The 17030-nt window shown below is 65.5% G+C and carries 16 protein-coding genes; 4 read left to right on the top strand and 12 right to left on the bottom strand.

Annotated features, from left to right (window positions below; translation table 11 throughout):
* Positions 1 to 11 precede the first annotated feature (11 nt).
* From ubiM to EDF58_RS12030, 6 genes are all read right to left on the bottom strand, one after another.
* Positions 12 to 1187 (bottom strand): 5-demethoxyubiquinol-8 5-hydroxylase UbiM, encoded by a 1176-nt coding sequence (ubiM, locus tag EDF58_RS12055; protein ID WP_243654209.1) that lies wholly within the window; start codon positions 1185 to 1187, stop codon positions 12 to 14.
* Positions 1188 to 1268: 81 nt separating this feature from the next.
* Complete coding sequence (locus tag EDF58_RS12050; protein ID WP_132265736.1) at positions 1269 to 2798, bottom strand: MDR family MFS transporter; 1530 nt, start codon at positions 2796 to 2798, stop codon at positions 1269 to 1271.
* 165 nt (positions 2799 to 2963) lie between these two features.
* A complete protein-coding gene (locus tag EDF58_RS12045; protein WP_132266214.1) occupies positions 2964 to 3641 on the bottom strand; it encodes a hypothetical protein in 678 nt (225 codons plus the stop codon).
* 184 nt (positions 3642 to 3825) lie between these two features.
* Positions 3826 to 5445 carry a phospholipase D family protein gene (locus tag EDF58_RS12040; protein WP_132265734.1) on the bottom strand — a complete coding sequence of 540 codons (1620 nt, stop codon included), beginning with the start codon at positions 5443 to 5445 and terminating at the stop codon, positions 3826 to 3828.
* 35 nt (positions 5446 to 5480) lie between these two features.
* Positions 5481 to 6284 carry a DeoR/GlpR family DNA-binding transcription regulator gene (locus tag EDF58_RS12035; RefSeq protein ID WP_132265732.1) on the bottom strand — a complete coding sequence of 268 codons (804 nt, stop codon included), beginning with the start codon at positions 6282 to 6284 and terminating at the stop codon, positions 5481 to 5483.
* Positions 6285 to 6341: 57 nt separating this feature from the next.
* Complete coding sequence (locus EDF58_RS12030; protein WP_243654208.1) at positions 6342 to 7886, bottom strand: glycerol-3-phosphate dehydrogenase; 1545 nt, start codon at positions 7884 to 7886, stop codon at positions 6342 to 6344.
* Positions 7887 to 8026: 140 nt separating this feature from the next.
* Between EDF58_RS12030 and EDF58_RS12025 the strand changes: the two genes are divergently transcribed.
* The 3 genes from EDF58_RS12025 (at position 8027) to EDF58_RS12015 (ending at position 11808) form a co-directional block, all read left to right on the top strand.
* Positions 8027 to 8854, top strand: a complete 828-nt coding sequence (locus tag EDF58_RS12025) for an MIP/aquaporin family protein (RefSeq protein ID WP_132265728.1) — start codon at positions 8027 to 8029, stop codon at positions 8852 to 8854.
* 35 nt (positions 8855 to 8889) lie between these two features.
* Complete coding sequence (gene glpK / locus EDF58_RS12020) at positions 8890 to 10380, top strand: glycerol kinase GlpK (protein WP_132265726.1); 1491 nt, start codon at positions 8890 to 8892, stop codon at positions 10378 to 10380.
* A gap of 96 nt (positions 10381 to 10476) precedes the next feature.
* Positions 10477 to 11808 carry an Hsp70 family protein gene (locus EDF58_RS12015; RefSeq protein ID WP_132265724.1) on the top strand — a complete coding sequence of 444 codons (1332 nt, stop codon included), beginning with the start codon at positions 10477 to 10479 and terminating at the stop codon, positions 11806 to 11808.
* A gap of 28 nt (positions 11809 to 11836) precedes the next feature.
* On the opposite strand, the gene tenA is transcribed toward EDF58_RS12015, so the two are convergent.
* From tenA to EDF58_RS11985, 6 genes are all read right to left on the bottom strand, one after another.
* Positions 11837 to 12499: a thiaminase II gene (tenA, locus tag EDF58_RS12010; RefSeq protein WP_132265723.1), complete on the bottom strand. Its 663-nt coding sequence runs from the start codon at positions 12497 to 12499 to the stop codon at positions 11837 to 11839.
* Between the two features lie 44 nt (positions 12500 to 12543).
* Positions 12544 to 13284, bottom strand: a complete 741-nt coding sequence (locus EDF58_RS12005; protein ID WP_243654242.1) for a S1/P1 nuclease — start codon at positions 13282 to 13284, stop codon at positions 12544 to 12546.
* 139 nt (positions 13285 to 13423) lie between these two features.
* A complete protein-coding gene (locus EDF58_RS12000; protein WP_165921386.1) occupies positions 13424 to 14206 on the bottom strand; it encodes a hypothetical protein in 783 nt (260 codons plus the stop codon).
* Between the two features lie 60 nt (positions 14207 to 14266).
* Positions 14267 to 14656, bottom strand: a complete 390-nt coding sequence (locus EDF58_RS11995) for a VOC family protein (protein ID WP_132265718.1) — start codon at positions 14654 to 14656, stop codon at positions 14267 to 14269.
* A 122-nt stretch (positions 14657 to 14778) separates the two neighbouring features.
* Entirely contained in the window at positions 14779 to 15297 is a 519-nt protein-coding gene (locus tag EDF58_RS11990; RefSeq protein WP_132265716.1) for a hypothetical protein, read from the bottom strand.
* Between the two features lie 69 nt (positions 15298 to 15366).
* Positions 15367 to 16014, bottom strand: coding sequence for a hypothetical protein (locus EDF58_RS11985; protein WP_243654207.1), 648 nt, complete (start codon positions 16012 to 16014; stop codon positions 15367 to 15369).
* A gap of 251 nt (positions 16015 to 16265) precedes the next feature.
* On the opposite strand from EDF58_RS11985, the gene EDF58_RS11980 reads away from it, so the two are divergent.
* Positions 16266 to 17024 (top strand): enoyl-CoA hydratase, encoded by a 759-nt coding sequence (locus tag EDF58_RS11980; protein ID WP_132265714.1) that lies wholly within the window; start codon positions 16266 to 16268, stop codon positions 17022 to 17024.
* The last annotated feature ends 6 nt before the right edge of the window (positions 17025 to 17030 follow it).

Below are 17030 nucleotides of genomic sequence, written 5' to 3'. Positions count from 1 at the left end.
GGAAGGGGGGCTCAGCGCTGCATCAGCAGTCTGCTGACGCTCCTGGAGACGAGCGGCAGCCGGGCCGCGGCCCTCAACCCGGCATGGCGCGCCGCGCGTGCCGCGGGATGCTCGGCCGTGTAGAGCCCGACGATCAGATTGGTCGCGGTATAGATCGGCCGGGTGGCCAGCCGGTGCGCGGCCTCGTAGCGGCGGAGCAGCATGCCGCCCCCGATGTCGCCGCCTTGCAAGGCCGCCTGAGCGACCAGCTTGCCCAGAGAGCAGGCGCTTGCCAGACCCAGATTGAAGCCGTGGGCGGTCACCGGGTGCATGCCGACGGCGGCATCGCCGATCAGCGCCGCGCGCCGGGCCGCGAAGTGATGGGCATACGTTGTGGCCAGGGGATAGACATGAGGGCTGCCGATGGCCTGCATCCGTCCCAGTCGGCTTTCGTAACGGCGCGTCAGCTCGGCGCCCAGCGCCTCGGCATCGAGCGCGGCCAATTGCGCGATCTCGGCCGACGCCAGCGTCAGCACGGCGGAAGACCGGCGGCCGTTCAGCGGCAGCATCGCCATCGTCTGCCCATGGTCGAACCATTCCGTCGCGATGCCCTGATGATCGCCTTCATGTGCGACCCGGCAGACCAGCATGGAGCGGCCCAGACGGTTCACTTCCGCGCCAATGCCCAGCTGCTCGCGCACGAAGGAGAACCGGGAATCCGCGCCCACCAGCAGGCGCGCTTCGAGCCGGTTGCCATCTTCCAGGCTGACGGATACGCCTTGCGCGCCGTTGCCGATTGCGCCGTCGATGGACGCAACACTCTGCCCTGCCAGCACCTCGACCTCTGGCAAGTCCTCCACGACCCTGAACAGCGCCCGGCGGATGAGGTGGTTGGGGACGAGCTGCCCCAGCCTTTCCGCATCGCCGCTGCCGAAGGAGAGCGCGAAAGGAGACCCGCCGTTCAGTACGCGGGCTTCGCGCAGGGGCGCGATCGCCTCCGCGTCGATGAGCGGCCAGCCGCCCAGTTCCTGCAAGGCGCGGATCGAACGATGGGTCAGGGCGATCTCGCGCCCGTCCATGGGGGGATCTGCCAGTACCGAGGCGGGCTGTCGCTCGATCACGGCGATGCGCAGTCCCGATCCCGCCAGCGCGGCGGCGAAAGCGAGGCCTGCGGGACCGGCACCCACCACCACAACGTCATGCGTCATCATCGCGCTTTCTCTTTTCCGTTCCTCGCCGGGAGTGCCTGCACTATTGGAAGGCAGGGCACCATGATCGAGGTCAATTCGTCAGGCGTGCTCTTCCCGGCGCTCGGGCTGTCCGGTTTCGGCGTGGCCGCTGATCTCGGAACCGGCGTCGGGCGCGAAGCGCAGGTTCCAGAACGAGGCCGTCAGCGAGATCGCCGTCACCACCCAGAAGGCGATGGAGAAATCGGCCAATGACGGCGCGGCGTGATCGTTGGCCATCATCGCGAGGTGCAGCGCAAGTGCGGCCACGCAGATGCCCAGCGAGAGCATGAGCTGCTGGAAGGTGGAGTAGAACGCCGTGGCGCGGCTCATCTGCGTCTTGTCGATGCCGTCATAGGCGATCGTATTGTAGGCGGTGAACTGGAACGACATGAAGAAACCGGACAGGCCCAGCACGCAGAACATCGCCCAGACCGGCCAGCTCGGATTGAACAGACCGCAGATCGCATAGCCGGCCGTGGCGATCACGCCGTTCCACACCAGCGCGCGCCGGAAACCGAAGCGGCGCAGCACGCGCGGGGCGAAGCTTTTCATGGCCAGCGAGCCGATCGCCGTCGCCACCGTGATGGTGCCGCTGCGCGCTGCCGAGAAACCGAAACCGACCTGCATCATCAGGGGCAGGAGGAAGGGCTGCGCGCCCTGGGTGATGCGCGTGATCGAACCGGCGATCACCGACAGGCGAAACGTCTCGTCACGCAGCAGCGAAAGGTCCAGGATCGCGCTTTCCCGCTTGCGCGCGTGAAGGACATAGAACGTCCCCGTCACGAGGCCCACAACGATCAGCGCGGCCGCCAGGGCGCCTTCGTTCGGACGACTGGCCATCTCGAAACCGAACAGCAGGCAGCCCAAAGAGAGCCCGCTCAGCACGAAGCCCAGCGTGTCGAACGGCGCGGGCTGGTCCTCGCGGATGTTGGCGATGAAGCGGCCGACCAGCCAGAAGCCGAGCACGCCCATCGGCAGGTTGATGTAGAAGATCCAGCGCCAGTCGAGGTAAGTGACGATGAAGCCTCCCAGCGGAGGGCCGATGATCGGGCCGATCAGGGCCGGCACCAGCAGCCAGGACATCGCATTGACCATGTCCTGCTTCGCCACCGATCGCAGCAGGACGAGCCGGCCGACGGGGATCATCATGGCCCCGCCAACGCCCTGGAGAAACCGCGAGACGACCATCATCTCCAGCGTCCAGGACTGGCCGCAGGCAAGGCTGCCGAGAACGAAAAGCAGGATGGCGGCGCGGAACACCGTTCGCGATCCGAAGCGGTCCGCGATCACGCCCGAAGCCGGGATGAAGACCGCCAATGCCAGCAGGTAGGAGGTGAGCGCCACGCTCATTTCCTGCGGCCGCACCCCGAAGTCCCGCGCCATGGTCGGCAAGGCGGTTGCCAGAACGGTTGCGTCCACGAATTCCATGAACAGGGCAGAAGCGATGATGAGCGCCACCAGCCGATAGTTCGCACCCGAAACCGCGGGGCCTTCGTCGCGTGTCTTGGCGAGCGAACCGGCGGCGGGGACGATACCGTCGCGCACTTCCGCATTCACCGAGGCCATGCCGCGACGGCGCGGCCTCAACATGGGGCCTGCGAGCTGGGGAGGGGAAGGGACATGGGCAACTTTCGAAATCGCGGACTTGTAAGATCCCCTCCGTCGAATTGGCCGTCCATCTGTCACGCGGGCGTGCCGACAGCAGGCATATAGGCATTCGGCCGCGAAATGAAACCCGCGGTTTGCCTTTCCAGCCTAGTCCGCCAGCTTGCCGAACGGTAGCAGCTTGCGGGCGAGCCGGGCGGCGGCCTTGCCGTCATTGGCGCGAAGGGAGGGGAGAATGGCTGCCGCGGCGCGCTTCATCTGGGCGTCGAGCGGTGTCGGCGCGGAAGCGCCCGCCGCAGCCTCGGCCCAACGGCGGGCCTGCGCGACATCGGCGGGGTCCTTGCGGATGTGCATCATGGCGGCCAGGCCGAGGTAGAACGCCCTGTCTCCCCCCAGCGAAACGGCGCGGGAAAGCGCAGCCTCTCCGGCATCGGCCCTGGCACCGACCATGGTGCGGGCCATGAGCCCGCCGAGTTGGTCGATGGCGTCGAGATGCCAGCCGGCGATGACCATCTGTGCTTCGGGATCGCGGGGGTTCTGCGCGGCGAGGCGCTGGAAGATCTCCAGCGAGGTGCGTGCGTCGGTTCGGCTGCGCGTGAGCTTGGCGCGGTAGCCGATGGCGACGCCGCGCTGGAGCGTGGCTTCCCGGTCACCCGGGCGCGCGGCGAGTATCCGGTCCGAGGCGGCGATTGCCTGCCCTATGAGCGTAAGCGCCTTCTTCTTGTCAGGGGCCTGGAATGCCGCGGCGGTCAGGATCTCGCGCGGTGTATCCGCCAGCGCGGCCGGAGCGGCGGCGGTAGCGGCGATCATGGCGCCCACGGCAAACATCGTCGGTTGGTACACGCAGTCTCCTGAAAGAACCGGGCCTGAAAGAACCGGATCCGCAGGATGACCGAACATGCCGGACAAGACCAGAGCCTATCGCCGATCCTCAGGCAGCACGCCGGTCAGCGCAGTTGGTTTGTCGTACTTTCCGGGTCATCAGGCGATGCCACCGGTTGGAAAATGCCTTTCAGAGCAGCCAGCCGATCGAAAGATGGCTCGCCACGCCGACCAGCAGGTGATCGAGCGAGCCCATGCCCGGCTCGTTCCGCTGCACGGTGCGTTCGCTCCCGGTGCCGCAGCTCCACGTCAGGGCGTCGTCCGGCCCGAGCGTCACCGCATAGGCGGCATCGGGCACGATCGTTTCGAAGGCGTCCGCAACCTGTCCCGCGATGAGCGGGCTGTGGATGATGAAGCCCAGTTCGGTGTTGAGCTTCAGCGACCGCGGATCGAAGTTGAACGATCCGATGAAGACACGCTCGCGGTCGGCCGTGAAAGTCTTGGCGTGGATCGTCGAGGCACCCGAGCGCAAGGCCGCGAAGGATCCGCTGCCCGATGCCCGCAACCGGCTGCCGATGCCGAGCCGATTACCCTCGCGGCGCTGTTTCTTGGACGGCGCATCGCGGACCTGGGCCGCCGTTTCGAACAGGCGCACGCCCGCTTCCAGCAACACCTTGCGCCAAGGTGCGTAGCCCGCGTGCACGAGCGCCACGTCGGTCGCCGAATAGCCATTGGTGAGCACGGTCACCTGGACGCCGTCACGGGCGAGGGCGCAGAGCTGCTGGGCGCCCTGTTCGCCGGGGACGAAGTATCCCGAGACGATGGCCAGCTCGCGGTGCGGATCGCCGATCGCGCCGTCCAGCTTGCCTGCAAGCAGCCGCTCGTGATCGAGGTCCGCAAGGGTCTTGGCGGGATCGTCGCTGATCAGCTCGACCTCGGTCCATTCGAAATCAAGCTCGCCGGCAACGAATTCACGGACCAGCGGCAGGCTGCGCAGACGTTCGACATAGCGGCGCGCCGAAGGGTCGCGCTCGACGATGGAGGCGCGCGATCGCAGCTTGGCAAGCTGGCGTGCGCCGACGCGTGGCAGGATCTGCTGGGCCGGATAGGCGGACTGGCAGTCCCAATAGCGCTGGAAATCGGTTTCCACGTCGCGGGCGACCGGCCCGATGGCCAGTACGTCCATGTCCGCGAACAGCGCACCGTCGCCTGCGCCGAAATACTCGTCGCCGATATTGCGCCCGCCGACGATGGTGACGGCCCCGTCGACCGTGAAGCTCTTGTTGTGCATCCGGCGGTTCAGCCGGCCGAAGTCCACCGCGAAACCGATCGCCTTGGGGTAGCGGATGCGGAAGGGATTGAAGAGGCGCACTTCGATGTTGGGATGGTCGTTCAGTGCGGAGAGTACGCGGTCGAGCCCGGCGATGCCGTTGTCGTCCAGCAGAAGGCGCACCCTGACCCCGCGCTGGGCCGCCTCGAAAGCCGCTTCCAGCAGGAGGGTGCCGGTGCGGTCGCCGTGCCAGATGTAATATTGCAGGTCGAGCGTGCGCTCTGCGGCGCGGGCGAGGAGCAGGCGCGCGGCAAAGGCATCGACCCCATCGGTCAAGAGATGGACGCCGGACTGTCCCGGATTGCGCGCGGCGCGCTCGCTGGCCGCGCGGGCCAGCGGCGGTTCGCCACGATGGCGGGCAGGGGGCTCGGAAGGTACGTCGCGCCGTGGCAGCCGGTTGGCGCGCATCAGGGCGAACCCTGCCGCCGCCAAGCCCAACGCGGCCGGCAATACCGTCTTCCACCGTTTCGCGCGGGACATCTTCACTCCTGGATCCTGAAAACCCTGAGAGCCTTTCAGGCGCCGGGCAGCTGCGTTTCGATCAGGTTCACGCCGTTACGCTCGCAGGCGCTGCGCAAGTCGGGATCGGCAATACGGTCGCAGACGAAAAAGTCGATGGCTTCCATCCCGCAGACCCGCACCGGGGCGGAACGCCCGACTTTCGAGGAATCGGCCACGAGGATCACCTTGCGGGCGTTGCGGATGATCGTCTGCGAAACTTCGACCTCGTCGATGGCGAAGTCCAGCAGGCTGCCATCGGCGTCCAGCGCGGAAATGCCGATCAGGGCATAATCGACGCGGAAATTCTCGATGAAGCGCATGGCGAGCGCGCCTACCACGGCCCGGTCGCCGGTCCTGACCTTGCCGCCCACGCTGACCAGTTCGAGCGCGGGATGGCTGGAGAGGGTGTCGATCACGTTGAGATTGTTGGAGATCACCATCAGATTGCGATGGTGTGTGAAGTTGGCCGCCACGGCTTCGGTGGTCGTGCCGATGTTGACGAAGAGCGAGGCCCCGTCCGGGATCAGCGCCGCAGCGGCAGCGCCGATCCGCGCCTTGGCGTCGGAGGCGACATCCCGGCGCTTGTCATAGGCCAGATTGTCCACGCCCGAGGTGATGAGCGCGCCGCCGTGAACGCGCGAGAGCAGAGATTGCCCGGCCAGGACGTTCAGGTCCTTGCGGATGGTCTGCGGGGTCACGCTCAGGCGCTCCGCAAGATCGTCCACGCTCACGCTGCCGGCACCGCGCGCGATCTCCAGGATATGTGCGCGGCGCTGGGCCACGATGTCGCCGTTGCTCTCCGCCGTGCTCTCGATCATTTCTTGCGGTCTCGCCCCTGGATGGATCGAACCCTTAGCGCGGCCGGGCCGCATCGATCAATCGCGCGCGAGCCAGGTATCGATCGCTTCGGCGGCGCCGGGGGGCACATGAAGGCCCAGCTTGCTGCGGCGGAACAGGATATCCTCCGCGTCGCGCGCCCATTCCGCGGTCGTCAGATAGTCGATCTCCCGGGCATGGAGGCCGCCGCCGAAGTCCTGGCCCAGATCGGCAGGGGTGCGGGCATCGGCCAGGATCGTGCGGGTACACGTGCCGTAAGCGCGGGCGAGGCGGCGGAGAAGCGCAGACGGCATCTGGGGATAAGTGCTCTCCAGTTCGCCAAGGAAGCCCTCGAAATCGCCTTTCGCAATGTCTCCGCCCGGCAGCACCGCGCCTGCGGTCCAGGGCTTGGCAGCCTCTGGGAAGAGTTCGGCGATGTGCTCCATCGCATGTTCGGCCAGCTTGCGGAACGTCGTGATCTTGCCGCCGAAGATCGACAGCATGGGGGCCTGTCCCGCATCGCCCTTCTCGAAATCGAGCACGTAGTCGCGCGTCACGGCAGAGGCGTTGGCGGCATGGTCGTCATAGAGCGGCCGGATTCCGGCATAACTCCAGACGATGTCCTGCGGGGTCACGCCCCGGTCGAAGTAGCGGTTGACGGTTTCGCACAAGTAATCGACCTCGCCCGGGCTGATCGAGGGCTTGCCGGGGGCTTCGGTCCAGGGCTCGTCGGTCGTGCCGATCAGCGTGAAATCCTGCTCGTAAGGGATTGCGAAGACGACCCGCCGGTCGGGGTTCTGCAGCATGAAGGCATGGTCGCCCTCGTAAAGGCGCGGCACGACGATGTGGCTGCCCTTGACCAGGCGCACGCCCCGGTCGTCCCTCGCCCGGCCGAGGTTGCGCAAGACCGCATCCACCCAGGGACCGGCCGCGTTGACGAGCATGCGCGCGCGGACCTGACGCGGGCCGTGGGCATTCTCGACCGTGGCCAGCCACTCGCCGTCCTGCGTGACGGCGCCGGTCAGGCGCGTGCGGGTCTCGATCCGGGCTCCGCGCGCGGCGGCGTCCATCGCGTTGAGCACGACCAAGCGGCTGTCTTCCACCCAGCAGTCCGAATAGACGAAAGCCTTTCCTTTGCCTTTCGAATTTTGCGTTTTCAGCCCATTGCCCTGCCGGCCGCGATCGAGGTCGATCGTCTCGGTGCCGGGCAGGTTCTTGCGGCCGCCGAGGTGGTCGTAGAGGAACAGGCCCAGGCGGACCATCCAGGCCGGGCGCGGCGAAAGCGATTGCGGCAGCACGAAACGAAGCGGCCAGATGATGTGCGGCGCCATGCCCAGCAGGCGCTCGCGCTCGATCAGTGCTTCGCGCACGAGCCGGAACTCATAATATTCCAGATAGCGTAGTCCGCCGTGGATGAGCTTCGTGGAGGAGGAGGAGGTGTGGCTGGCGAGATCGTCCTGCTCCACCAGCAGCACCGAGAGGCCGCGCCCCGCGGCATCGCGCGCGATCCCTGCGCCGTTCACGCCGCCGCCCACGATCAGAAGGTCATAGACGTCGTCCGGGGCGGGGGGCTGCATGGCGACTTCTCCCTGGGGCTTGGGCATTTCGGTTCTCTGGCAACTTCACGGGATGACTTTCGTTTTCTGAAAATAGAGTTCGAAATACGAAAATGCAAACGAAACTGTTGACGTTCGTTCGAAAGCGTGTGCAGATGCCCGAACCAAGCAGAGTTGCGAGAGGATCCATGGTGGCAGATGACCTGCGCGCGCTGCGCGGCGAACTGATTTCCGAAATGCTGGCAGTGATCATCATCATCACGATCGGCGATTCCGCCGCTGCCATGATCACGCTCTACGATCCCAGCCCTTACGCCCAGGCCTATTGGGGCGTTTGCATCGCCTGGGGCCTTGCCGTCACCATGGCGATCTATGTGACGGGCTCCGTCTCCGGCACTCACGCCAACCCGGCCGTCACGCTGGCGCTCATGCTGTTTCGCGGATTTCCGAAAAGGAAAGTGCTGCCCTACTGGGCCGCGCAAGTGCTGGGCGGGATGATCGGCGCGGCATTGGTGCTGCAACTCTATCATCCCGTGATCGACGCCTATAACGCCGCCCACGGCATGACCCGCGCCACCGGCGGCGCGGCGGGCGTGTTCTTCACGCATCCCGGTGAACATATCACGCCGATCCACGCATTCTGGGATCAGGTCATCCTCACCGGCATGCTGCTCCTGGGCATTTTCGCCATTACCGATGAGTTCAACGACATGGCACCGCGCGCCAATTCGGGCGCCTTGATGATCGGCCTGCTGGTCGCCATGATCGGCGCCTCGGGCGGTTACCTCGAAGCCTGGGCGATCAATCCGGCGCGCGATTTCGGCCCGCGCCTGTTTGCCTACTTCGCCGGTTGGGGCAGTTCGGCTCTGCCCAGCCCCGGCAATTACTGGTGGGTTCCGATCGCGGGGCCCCTTGTCGGCGGCGTGGCCGGAGCGGGCCTCTACCAGATCGCCATAAAGCCCTACCTGCCCTCGGGTCGCAAATCGAGGCAGGACGCCGCCGCATCTGACGCTTGACTGAAACGACAAGATACCCTCGGAGAGTCCCCGCTATGACCCAGCCCCGCCATGTTCTCGCCATCGACCAGGGCACCACTTCGACGCGCGCGATCGTCTTCGATGACGCCGCTCGCCCGGTCGCGACTTCTCAATGCGAGTTCGAGCAGCACTACCCCGACCTGGGCTGGGTCGAACACGATGCGGAGGACATCTGGCGCGACACCGTGAAAGTGGCGCGTGAGGCTATCGAACGTAGCGGCGTCGGTGCGGCGGCCATAGCCGGGATCGGCATCACCAACCAGCGGGAGACCGTGGTCGTCTGGGAGCGCGAAAGCGGCAAGCCGATCCATCGGGCGATCGTCTGGCAGGACCGGCGCACGGCCCGGCTCTGCGCCGAGCTTAAGGCCGACGGCGCCGAACCCGACGTGCGCGCCCGCACCGGCCTGCTGATCGATCCCTATTTCTCTGCGACCAAGCTCGCCTGGATCCTGGACAATGTCGACAATGGCCGTGCGCGCGCCGAACGCGGAGAGCTGGCCTTCGGCACGATCGACAGTTTTCTGCTCTGGCGCCTGACGGGCGGGAAAGTCCACGCCACCGACGTCACCAATGCCGGGCGGACATTGCTCTACAACATTCGCGAACAGCGCTGGGACGAGGAACTGTGCCGCCTGTTCAGAGTGCCTGTGCAGATGCTTCCGGAAGTGCATGATAATGCCCATATCTTCGGGATGACCAGCAAGGACTTGTTCGGCGTGGAGATCCCGCTGGCCGGTGTCGCCGGGGACCAGCAGGCCGCGCTCTTCGGTCAGGCCTGCTTCGAAGCCGGCATGGCCAAGTCGACCTACGGAACCGGATGTTTCATGCTGCTGAATACCGGATCGGAAGCGGTGGCATCGGAGAATCGCCTGCTCACCACCCCGGCCTACCGCCTTGACGGCAAGATGACTTATGCGCTGGAAGGCTCGATCTTCGTGGCTGGCGCTGCGGTGAAGTGGCTTCGCGACGGCATCGGCGTCATCACCCATGCCCGCGAAACCAACGATATGGCCACGCAGGTTCCGAGCAACCACGGCGTCTACATGGTGCCCGCCTTCGTCGGCCTCGGGGCGCCCCACTGGGACCCGGACGCGCGCGGCGCGATCTTCGGGCTGACGCTTGGCGCCACCCAGGCCCATCTCGCGCGCGCGGCGCTGGAGGCGGTGTCCTACCAGACCATGGACCTCGCCCGCGCCATGATCTCGGACGGCGGCGAGGAACTTGCAAAGCTGCGCGTGGATGGCGGCATGGCGGCGAACGACTGGCTCTGCCAGTTCCTGGCCGACATGCTCGATGCCCCGGTGGAACGGCCGGTCCATCTGGAAACGACCGCGCTGGGCGCCGCCTTCCATGCCGGTCTGGCAACAGGCGTCTGGCCTGACCTCGACGCATTGGCGGCAACCTGGACTCAGGGAAGCCTGTTCACACCGCAGATGAGCGGCCAGACCCGCAAGGTGTTGATCGACGGTTGGCACGATGCCGTGCGGCGAACCTTGAGCAAGTAAACCGCGGGCAGCTGAGAGAGGGAGTTGCGCGAGCGGGGCGCGCCTGCGATAGGCGCGGCGCTCCGTTTTTTCGCGTTTGCAGCAAGGACCTCCCAGATGCCGACCAGCACGGTCACTTCCCGTTCCGATGGTCCTCGCTCGGTCGGTATCGACTTCGGGACCACCAATTCGGTCATCGCGCTGGCAGACGATGCCGGAGGGGCCGAACTCGTGGAGTTCGCCGCGCCGGGTGGTCCCGGCTCGGTGTTCCGTTCGGCGCTTTGCTTCTGGCAGGAAGAGGGCGTGCCCGGCGGGCTGGCGCATGAGGCCGGCCCCTGGGCGATCTCGGAATTCCTCGAATTCCCGCAAGGATCGCGCTTCCTGCAATCCTTCAAGTCGGTAGCGGCCAACCCGGCTTTCGAGCAGGCCACGCTTTTCGAGAAGCGCCTGCGTTTCGAAGAGTTGGGCCAGGTATTCCTCAAGCACCTTGTCGCCCATGCCGGGGATGCCCTGCGCGCCTTGCCCGAGCGCGTCGTGGTCGGCCGGCCGGTGCGCTACGTCGGCTCCCGGCCGGATGAGGCCCTGGCGCGGACACGCTACGATGCGATGTTCAAGCTGCTCGGGCGTCAGGTTCACTACGTCTACGAGCCGATCGGCGCGGCATTCAGCTTCGCTTCCCGCCTGACGGAACCCGCGACCCTGCTGGTGGCCGACTTCGGCGGCGGCACCAGCGATTTCTCGATCGTGCGCGTGAACGCACCGGGCACCGCGCGGCGCTGCGAGCCGCTGGGCTCTGCCGGTATCGGTATCGCCGGCGACCGCTTCGACTACCGCATCATGGACCATCTGGTGCTGCCGCTGCTCGGCAAGGGCGGCACCTATCGTTCCTTCGACAAAGTGCTGGAAATCCCGCCCGGGCACTTCGCCGACTTCGGCGACTGGTCGCGCCTGGCGATGATGCGTAACCGCCGCACGCTGGAGCAGTTGGCCAAGCTGAAGCACGGGGCGACCGATCCGGCCGCCATCGATCGCATGATCGCAGTGGTGGAGCACGAACTCGGCTTCGGGCTTTACGAGGCTGTCGGCCGCTTGAAACGAGCGCTATCAGGCGCGGACCACGGCGCTTTCCACTTCGAGAGCGAGGCACTGACCATCTCGGCCGATGTCAGCCGCCAGGAATTCGAGAGCTGGATCGCGCCGGATCTCCAGCGCATCGGCGAAACGGTGGACGGTGCTCTGGCTCAGGCCGGGCTGCGCGCCGATGAGATCGACCACGTTTTCCTGACCGGTGGCTCCTCGCTCATTCCCGCGGTGCGCGCTCTGTTCGAGCAGCGTTTCGGGGATGGCCGCATCGCCACCGGCAACGAATTGACCTCGATCGCGCATGGCCTTGCGCTTATCGGGCAGTCGCCGGATCTCGACGAATGGGTTGCCGCGGAATCCGCCTGACGCGGTTTAAGCCCGGCGCCGGGAAGGCCTAGATCGGCCACTGCTCCTGGCGATGGGCGGAATCCCAGAACATCCATTCAAAGCGCGTGGCGTTGCGGAAGGCCGTTGCCATGGCTTCTCGGGTCGCGGGCGAGGCATGTGCTGCGGCTTCATCCACCAGCCTGCACACGCGGTCGGTCGCCTCTCCGAACGAGGGTGCGGCATATGTGTCGATCCAGGCGGCATAGGGATTGGGAGAAGTCGCGCGCGGCTTGATCGCGCAGCCGACTTCCCAATAGACCCAGAAACAGGGCAGGATTCCGGCGATCAGTTCTTCGTAGCTGCGGGTCGCGGCCAGGCTTGCGAGGTAGCCGGTATAGCCCAGGCACGCGGGCGAAGCCTCGCTACCTGCTGCCGTTTCCGCCGTCACGCCGAACTGGGCGAAGAAGGCCTGGTGCAGCGCTTCCTCGACCTGAACGGCCACTTTGGCGCCATCCGAGAATTCCAGTCGACCTGCCGCCGTGGGCGCGCGGGCGGCGGCGATTGCCAGGACGCGGGCATATTCTGCGAGGTAGAGGCTATCCTGTACGATGTAGTGGCGGAAGCTCTCGGGCGCGAGCGTGCCCTCGGCCAGCTCGTCCAGAAACGGATGAGCCAGGATCGCACGGCGCAGGGGCGCCACATCGGCCCAGATCGTTTCGCAAAAGCTCATGGTGTCCCCAGGTTTCGATGTCCGCACATCATTGGCCCCGCCCGTCACTTTGCGGCGGGCGCTTCCTGATCGAAGATCCAGTTCAGGTAGGCCGCGATACGGACACCCGCGCGTTCAAGGCGGTCATCGATCTCGGCGCGGTGCTGATATGCATAGTCCCAGGAAATGGAGGGCTGCTTCGGATAGATCGTCTTGCGCAGGGCAATGCTCTCCGAGGTCCAGACTTGCGGGTCGCGGACGTTCCAGGCCACGACCTGCTCGGGCGTGATCTTGCGCGAGAGCCAGTGCGCATATTCGGAGTAGGACAGCGAGCGCTGTTCGATCATCCCGGAATCCCACACCGAGTGCAGGTTGGTTTCCTTGCCGAACCACGTCACCTTGAAGGCATTGCCGCCGCGGTCCGTGCCGCCGCCGACATGGAGAGGCTGGTGCAGATCGCCGATGATGTGAACGATGAAGCGCAGGGCAAGGCGCTTGTCCTCGATCGATGCCTTCGGATCGCGCAAGGTGGCGGTGAAGCGGGGCAGGGCGGTGAGCGCATCGCCTTCCGGCGGCGCGTCGGAAGCCTTGTAGGCATCACCTTCGCGCACGGTGACATAGTGCCAGGGACTGGCCTTCTTCTGCCAGAAATCGGAAGGGTCGGACTTCATGTCGTCCGGCCAGGTCGCCGCTTCGGCCAGGTCTTCGTTGCCGAGCAGGAGGCGCACTTGAGCCCGGGCGACGCCGCTCAGGTTCTCGTCCGCGATGGCGCCGGTGATGCGGTGCCCAATCGCGCCCCAGGCCATGGCCGGCGCAGTGGGGGTGAGGGCGGCGCCGAGGGCAGCGAAGAGCGAGGCGGCAAGAGTCGGATAACGCATGGTGCACTCCATACAGCAACCGGAGGCTCTTGCCAGTTGCCGCAAGCAAATCAATCGCCTGCGGCTCCTATCTGCACCAGAGTGCCATTTTCACGAGACGAGGCTGCGGGCACCCCGAGGCGGGCAGCGGCAGAGGTTGGCCCGCGCGCCACAGGCCGAGCCGATTGTGGATGTTCGGCATTTCGGCATCTATGACCGCGAGAGGATTTCCGTCCCCATAGGCCGTCGCACTGCGGAACCGCAGGACCTGCCGATAGGGGCCTTGCGGAGAGGGGCGATCGACGGTGATCCAGTAGCCATAGGGTGCATCGCCGGTCGGCTCGGCAGCGATCACGGCGCCTCGCAGCGGTCCCGCCTCGACATAGCGCAGTTCCTGATTGTTGTTCCGGCCGGTTCTCCGCGCAAATACCAGGGCGAAATCATCTTTCACCCGGTCATAGGCGTAGAGTTGCAGGCCGATGCGCTGGTCGTTGTTGCCGGCGTGGAAACTTGCGAACTGGACCAGCAGCAGCGGATGTTCGCTGCCCGGCCGGACCACGTCCGCACGTTGGAGATAGTGCGGGACGGAGAACGCGTCGTCTCCAGCAGGAAGTCGCAAGGCCGAAGAAGTCGCGGGATGGCATGACCGTTCCCGATCCCGGGAGATGCAGGCTGTGATGGGTCCGGGGGCCATTTCGCCGGAAGGGTCTTCCTCCTCGCCGCCCTGCCTTACGATCAATTGCCAGGGCGAGCGCGCTTCGAAAGGAGCAGCCAGGTCTACGGTCCGGATGACCTTTTCGGGGGCGGCATAAGCGGGTGCCGGCAGCAGGCACGCCATACAGAGCCATGTCTTCAAACCAAGCCGGTTCATGTAAGTTCTGGTCCTCACTATCAACGACAAGTCACTGTTTTAAAACACTATCGTTCTTCGCTATCCCGCCGGATCGACCTCGTAAAGTTCGAGCGGAAGTCCATCGGGGTCGGCAAAGAATGTAAAGCGCTTGTCCGTGTAAGGATCGATACGGATCGGTTCGCAGGCCACACCCCTGACTTCTAGCCTGGCCACTTCGGCATCGAGGTCGGCTACGGCGAAGGAAAGATGGCGCAGCCCGCAGGCTTCCGGCCGCGACGGACGTGGGGGCGGCTTGGGGAAGGAGAACAATTCGATCTGGGCGTTGCCCGCGTCGAGGTCGCATTTCCAGGAGGCCCGCTCCTCGCGAAAGACCTCGCGGATGATCGGCAGGCCCAGCGTCTCGTGATAGAACGCTCTGGAGCGTTGGTAGTCCGATCCGATGATGGCGATATGGTGGATGGCGCGCATAGCGGCCCCTTAGCATCGCGCCGAACCGCTGTCCTCCTTGCGACTATCGGTGAGGGTCCGGCTTGCGACAAGCTGCCCGACAGCTTCGGCGGATCCGTGCCCTTACTGGCTGGGGGCCAAGGTCAGGGTTTCCCTTGGTCGTAGGCTTCCAGCGCCGCGCGGTCTTCATTGGATACGAATTCGCAGGCCAGCAGCGTCTTGCCCGGCATCGCCGGACCCTCCCGCGCCACGATGGAGATCAGGCCCAGGTCTTTCATGCCTTGCTGTTCTTCAGGCAGAACCCGCGCAAAACCAGTCGTGGAGGCGCCGAAAAGGTGGCTCTTCTCGGCCGACAGAGCGTACCGCTTGCCAAGTTCCGCCGCCACGGCGCCTTCCAGCAGCACGCCGACCGACGTCCCGGCAAAGACGACATCCTGTGTCTTGAAGCCGTCCCGCTCTATCGGCGCAGGCAGATGATAGATCGCGGCGCCGAGCGAAGAAGTGTCGGGCTTGGCAAGCTTCTCCGCCGCTTCGTAAAGGTCCATGGCGTTGCCGGTGGAATAGGGCGGTTCACAAAGGGCAGCGCCAAGGAAGTCCGGCGTCTGCGCCGCAGCGTGGGAAGGTGCGGCCAGCGCGGCGACGAGCAGGGCAAAACGATTCATGACCGGAAATTGCACCATGTTATAAGCAATTTCAACGGTTTGATGCCGCCTCGAAGAAAAGACCTGAGATCAGTTCTTCGGTGCCATCGGTTTCTGGGATCGCACTTCTCCCAGCAGCAGGCCGAGGTATTTCTCGGCTTCGGCCGACTGGCTCTTGGGGAAAGCGGCCGTCATCCGCCCGCTCCAATAGCCGTAGTTCACCGTGGTCAAGCTGAACAGCCAGGGCTGGTTGTCCCGATAACCGCTGAACGTGCCGCGATAGGCGTCCAGCTTGCGGTTGGTCGGGATCTTGGTGGGACCTTCCGAGACGATGGCGGGGGCAGCGAAGTGCGCCATCGCGGCCTGGCGCATGATCATGTAATGATCGCGCGCAGACATATCGTCGATATGGAGGATCGCCATGCGCACGGCGATCTTGTCGCTGCCGCTGCCGATCTGCCGGTCATAGCCGATAGCGACATATTCTCCGCTTGGGTCGTAGGCTTTCTCACTAAGCCGTTTGAAACCTTGGAATTCTGCCGGGAAACGCAGCCCACTGGCGGTGTGGACAAGCGTGGTGCCATCCGCCGCGAGGGTGAAGCCTTCGGGAACGTCCACGGAGGGGACAGCAGCCATGGGCGAAACGGCCGGGGAAGGCTGGGCGAGGGCCGGCGCAGCAATGCCGGCGGCCAGCAGCACGGCCAGCGCGCCAATAGAGGAACAGATGGTTGAAGGCATCGGCGTCAAATCCCCTGGTCACGGCGGCGCTGCGGTAAATGACGCCCCCGTCGCGATCAAGTCTAGGACCATTCACAAGTTGCAATCAACATTTGAATTGCGGGCGAATCTCTTGAATGTCGATAAACGTGCTTAACAAAATCCATGCGCGACTTCGAAGGCAGGGCGAGTTCGCGCAGGCTTGAGGCTTGGCCGTAATCGGCTAGAGCTTGGCCACCTGCATGGAATTCGGGCAGGCGTTGGAGAGCGACATGAGTGAAGGCATCCTGGTGATCGATGACGGCGGCGTTCTCGAGATCCTGATCGATCGGCCCGAAAAGAAGAATGCCCTCACCGCGCCGATGTACCGCGCGATGACGGCCGCTCTGGCTTCCGCGTCAGCGCGGACGGACATCGGTGTGGTGCTGGTCGGCGGGCAGGGAGATGCCTTCTGCGCCGGGAACGACCTTGCCGATTTCATGTCCGGGCCGGATGGCGCCGAGGCCGCGCTCGATTTCATCCGGGCGATCGCGGTGTTCGAAAAGCCGCTGGTTGCGGCCGTGCAGGGGCTGGCCGTGGGTGTCGGCACGACGATGCTGTTTCACTGCGACCTCGTCTATGCCGCTCCCGATGCCGCCTTCGTCATGCCCTTCGTGAACCTGGGTATCGTGCCGGAAGCGGCATCGAGCCTGCTCGCGCCTGCCACTCTGGGCCATGCCAAGGCGGCGGCAATGCTGCTGCTGGGCGAACCGCTGGATGCGCAAGGTGCGGAGCGTGCGGGCCTGGTCACCGCGGTGGTGCCGGTAGACGCCTTGCTCGGCCATGCACGCGCCAAGGCGGCGGCACTCATGGCCAAGCCTCCCGAGGCCCTGCTGGCGACGCGCCGGTTGATGAAAGGCGATCCGGCGCTCGTTTCGGCCCGGATCGAAGAGGAGGCGCGGATCTTCCGAGAGGCGCTGCAATCACCCGAGGCGCGCGAGGCCTTCACCGCCTTTTTCGAAAAGCGTCCGCCCGTGTTCCGGCGCGGATGAGCCCGG

Origin of the sequence: Novosphingobium sp. PhB57 (assembly GCF_004342985.1) — a bacterium.
GTDB lineage: Bacteria > Pseudomonadota > Alphaproteobacteria > Sphingomonadales > Sphingomonadaceae > Novosphingobium.
Note: the sequence above shows the minus strand (reverse complement) of the source record. Positions and strands in the feature narration are given on the sequence as shown.

Bases quoted from the DNA above. Each gene is read 5' to 3' on its own strand.
- EDF58_RS12030 (WP_243654208.1), bottom strand. From the start codon at position 7,886: ATGCCCAAGCCCCAGGGAGAAGTCGCCATGCAGCCCCCCGCCCCGGAC.
- EDF58_RS12000 (WP_165921386.1), bottom strand. From the start codon at position 14,206: ATGAACCGGCTTGGTTTGAAGACATGGCTCTGTATGGCGTGCCTGCTG.
- ubiM (WP_243654209.1), bottom strand. From the start codon at position 1,187: ATGACGCATGACGTTGTGGTGGTGGGTGCCGGTCCCGCAGGCCTCGCT.
- EDF58_RS12050 (WP_132265736.1), bottom strand. From the start codon at position 2,798: ATGTTGAGGCCGCGCCGTCGCGGCATGGCCTCGGTGAATGCGGAAGTG.
- EDF58_RS12025 (WP_132265728.1), top strand. From the start codon at position 8,027: ATGGTGGCAGATGACCTGCGCGCGCTGCGCGGCGAACTGATTTCCGAA.
- EDF58_RS12035 (WP_132265732.1), bottom strand. From the start codon at position 6,284: ATGATCGAGAGCACGGCGGAGAGCAACGGCGACATCGTGGCCCAGCGC.
- EDF58_RS11995 (WP_132265718.1), bottom strand. From the start codon at position 14,656: ATGCGCGCCATCCACCATATCGCCATCATCGGATCGGACTACCAACGC.
- EDF58_RS12005 (WP_243654242.1), bottom strand. From the start codon at position 13,284: ATGGCCTGGGGCGCGATTGGGCACCGCATCACCGGCGCCATCGCGGAC.
- glpK (WP_132265726.1), top strand. From the start codon at position 8,890: ATGACCCAGCCCCGCCATGTTCTCGCCATCGACCAGGGCACCACTTCG.
- EDF58_RS11980 (WP_132265714.1), top strand. From the start codon at position 16,266: ATGAGTGAAGGCATCCTGGTGATCGATGACGGCGGCGTTCTCGAGATC.
- EDF58_RS11990 (WP_132265716.1), bottom strand. From the start codon at position 15,297: ATGAATCGTTTTGCCCTGCTCGTCGCCGCGCTGGCCGCACCTTCCCAC.
- EDF58_RS11985 (WP_243654207.1), bottom strand. From the start codon at position 16,014: ATGCCTTCAACCATCTGTTCCTCTATTGGCGCGCTGGCCGTGCTGCTG.
- EDF58_RS12045 (WP_132266214.1), bottom strand. From the start codon at position 3,641: ATGTTTGCCGTGGGCGCCATGATCGCCGCTACCGCCGCCGCTCCGGCC.
- EDF58_RS12040 (WP_132265734.1), bottom strand. From the start codon at position 5,445: ATGTCCCGCGCGAAACGGTGGAAGACGGTATTGCCGGCCGCGTTGGGC.
- tenA (WP_132265723.1), bottom strand. From the start codon at position 12,499: ATGAGCTTTTGCGAAACGATCTGGGCCGATGTGGCGCCCCTGCGCCGT.
- EDF58_RS12015 (WP_132265724.1), top strand. From the start codon at position 10,477: ATGCCGACCAGCACGGTCACTTCCCGTTCCGATGGTCCTCGCTCGGTC.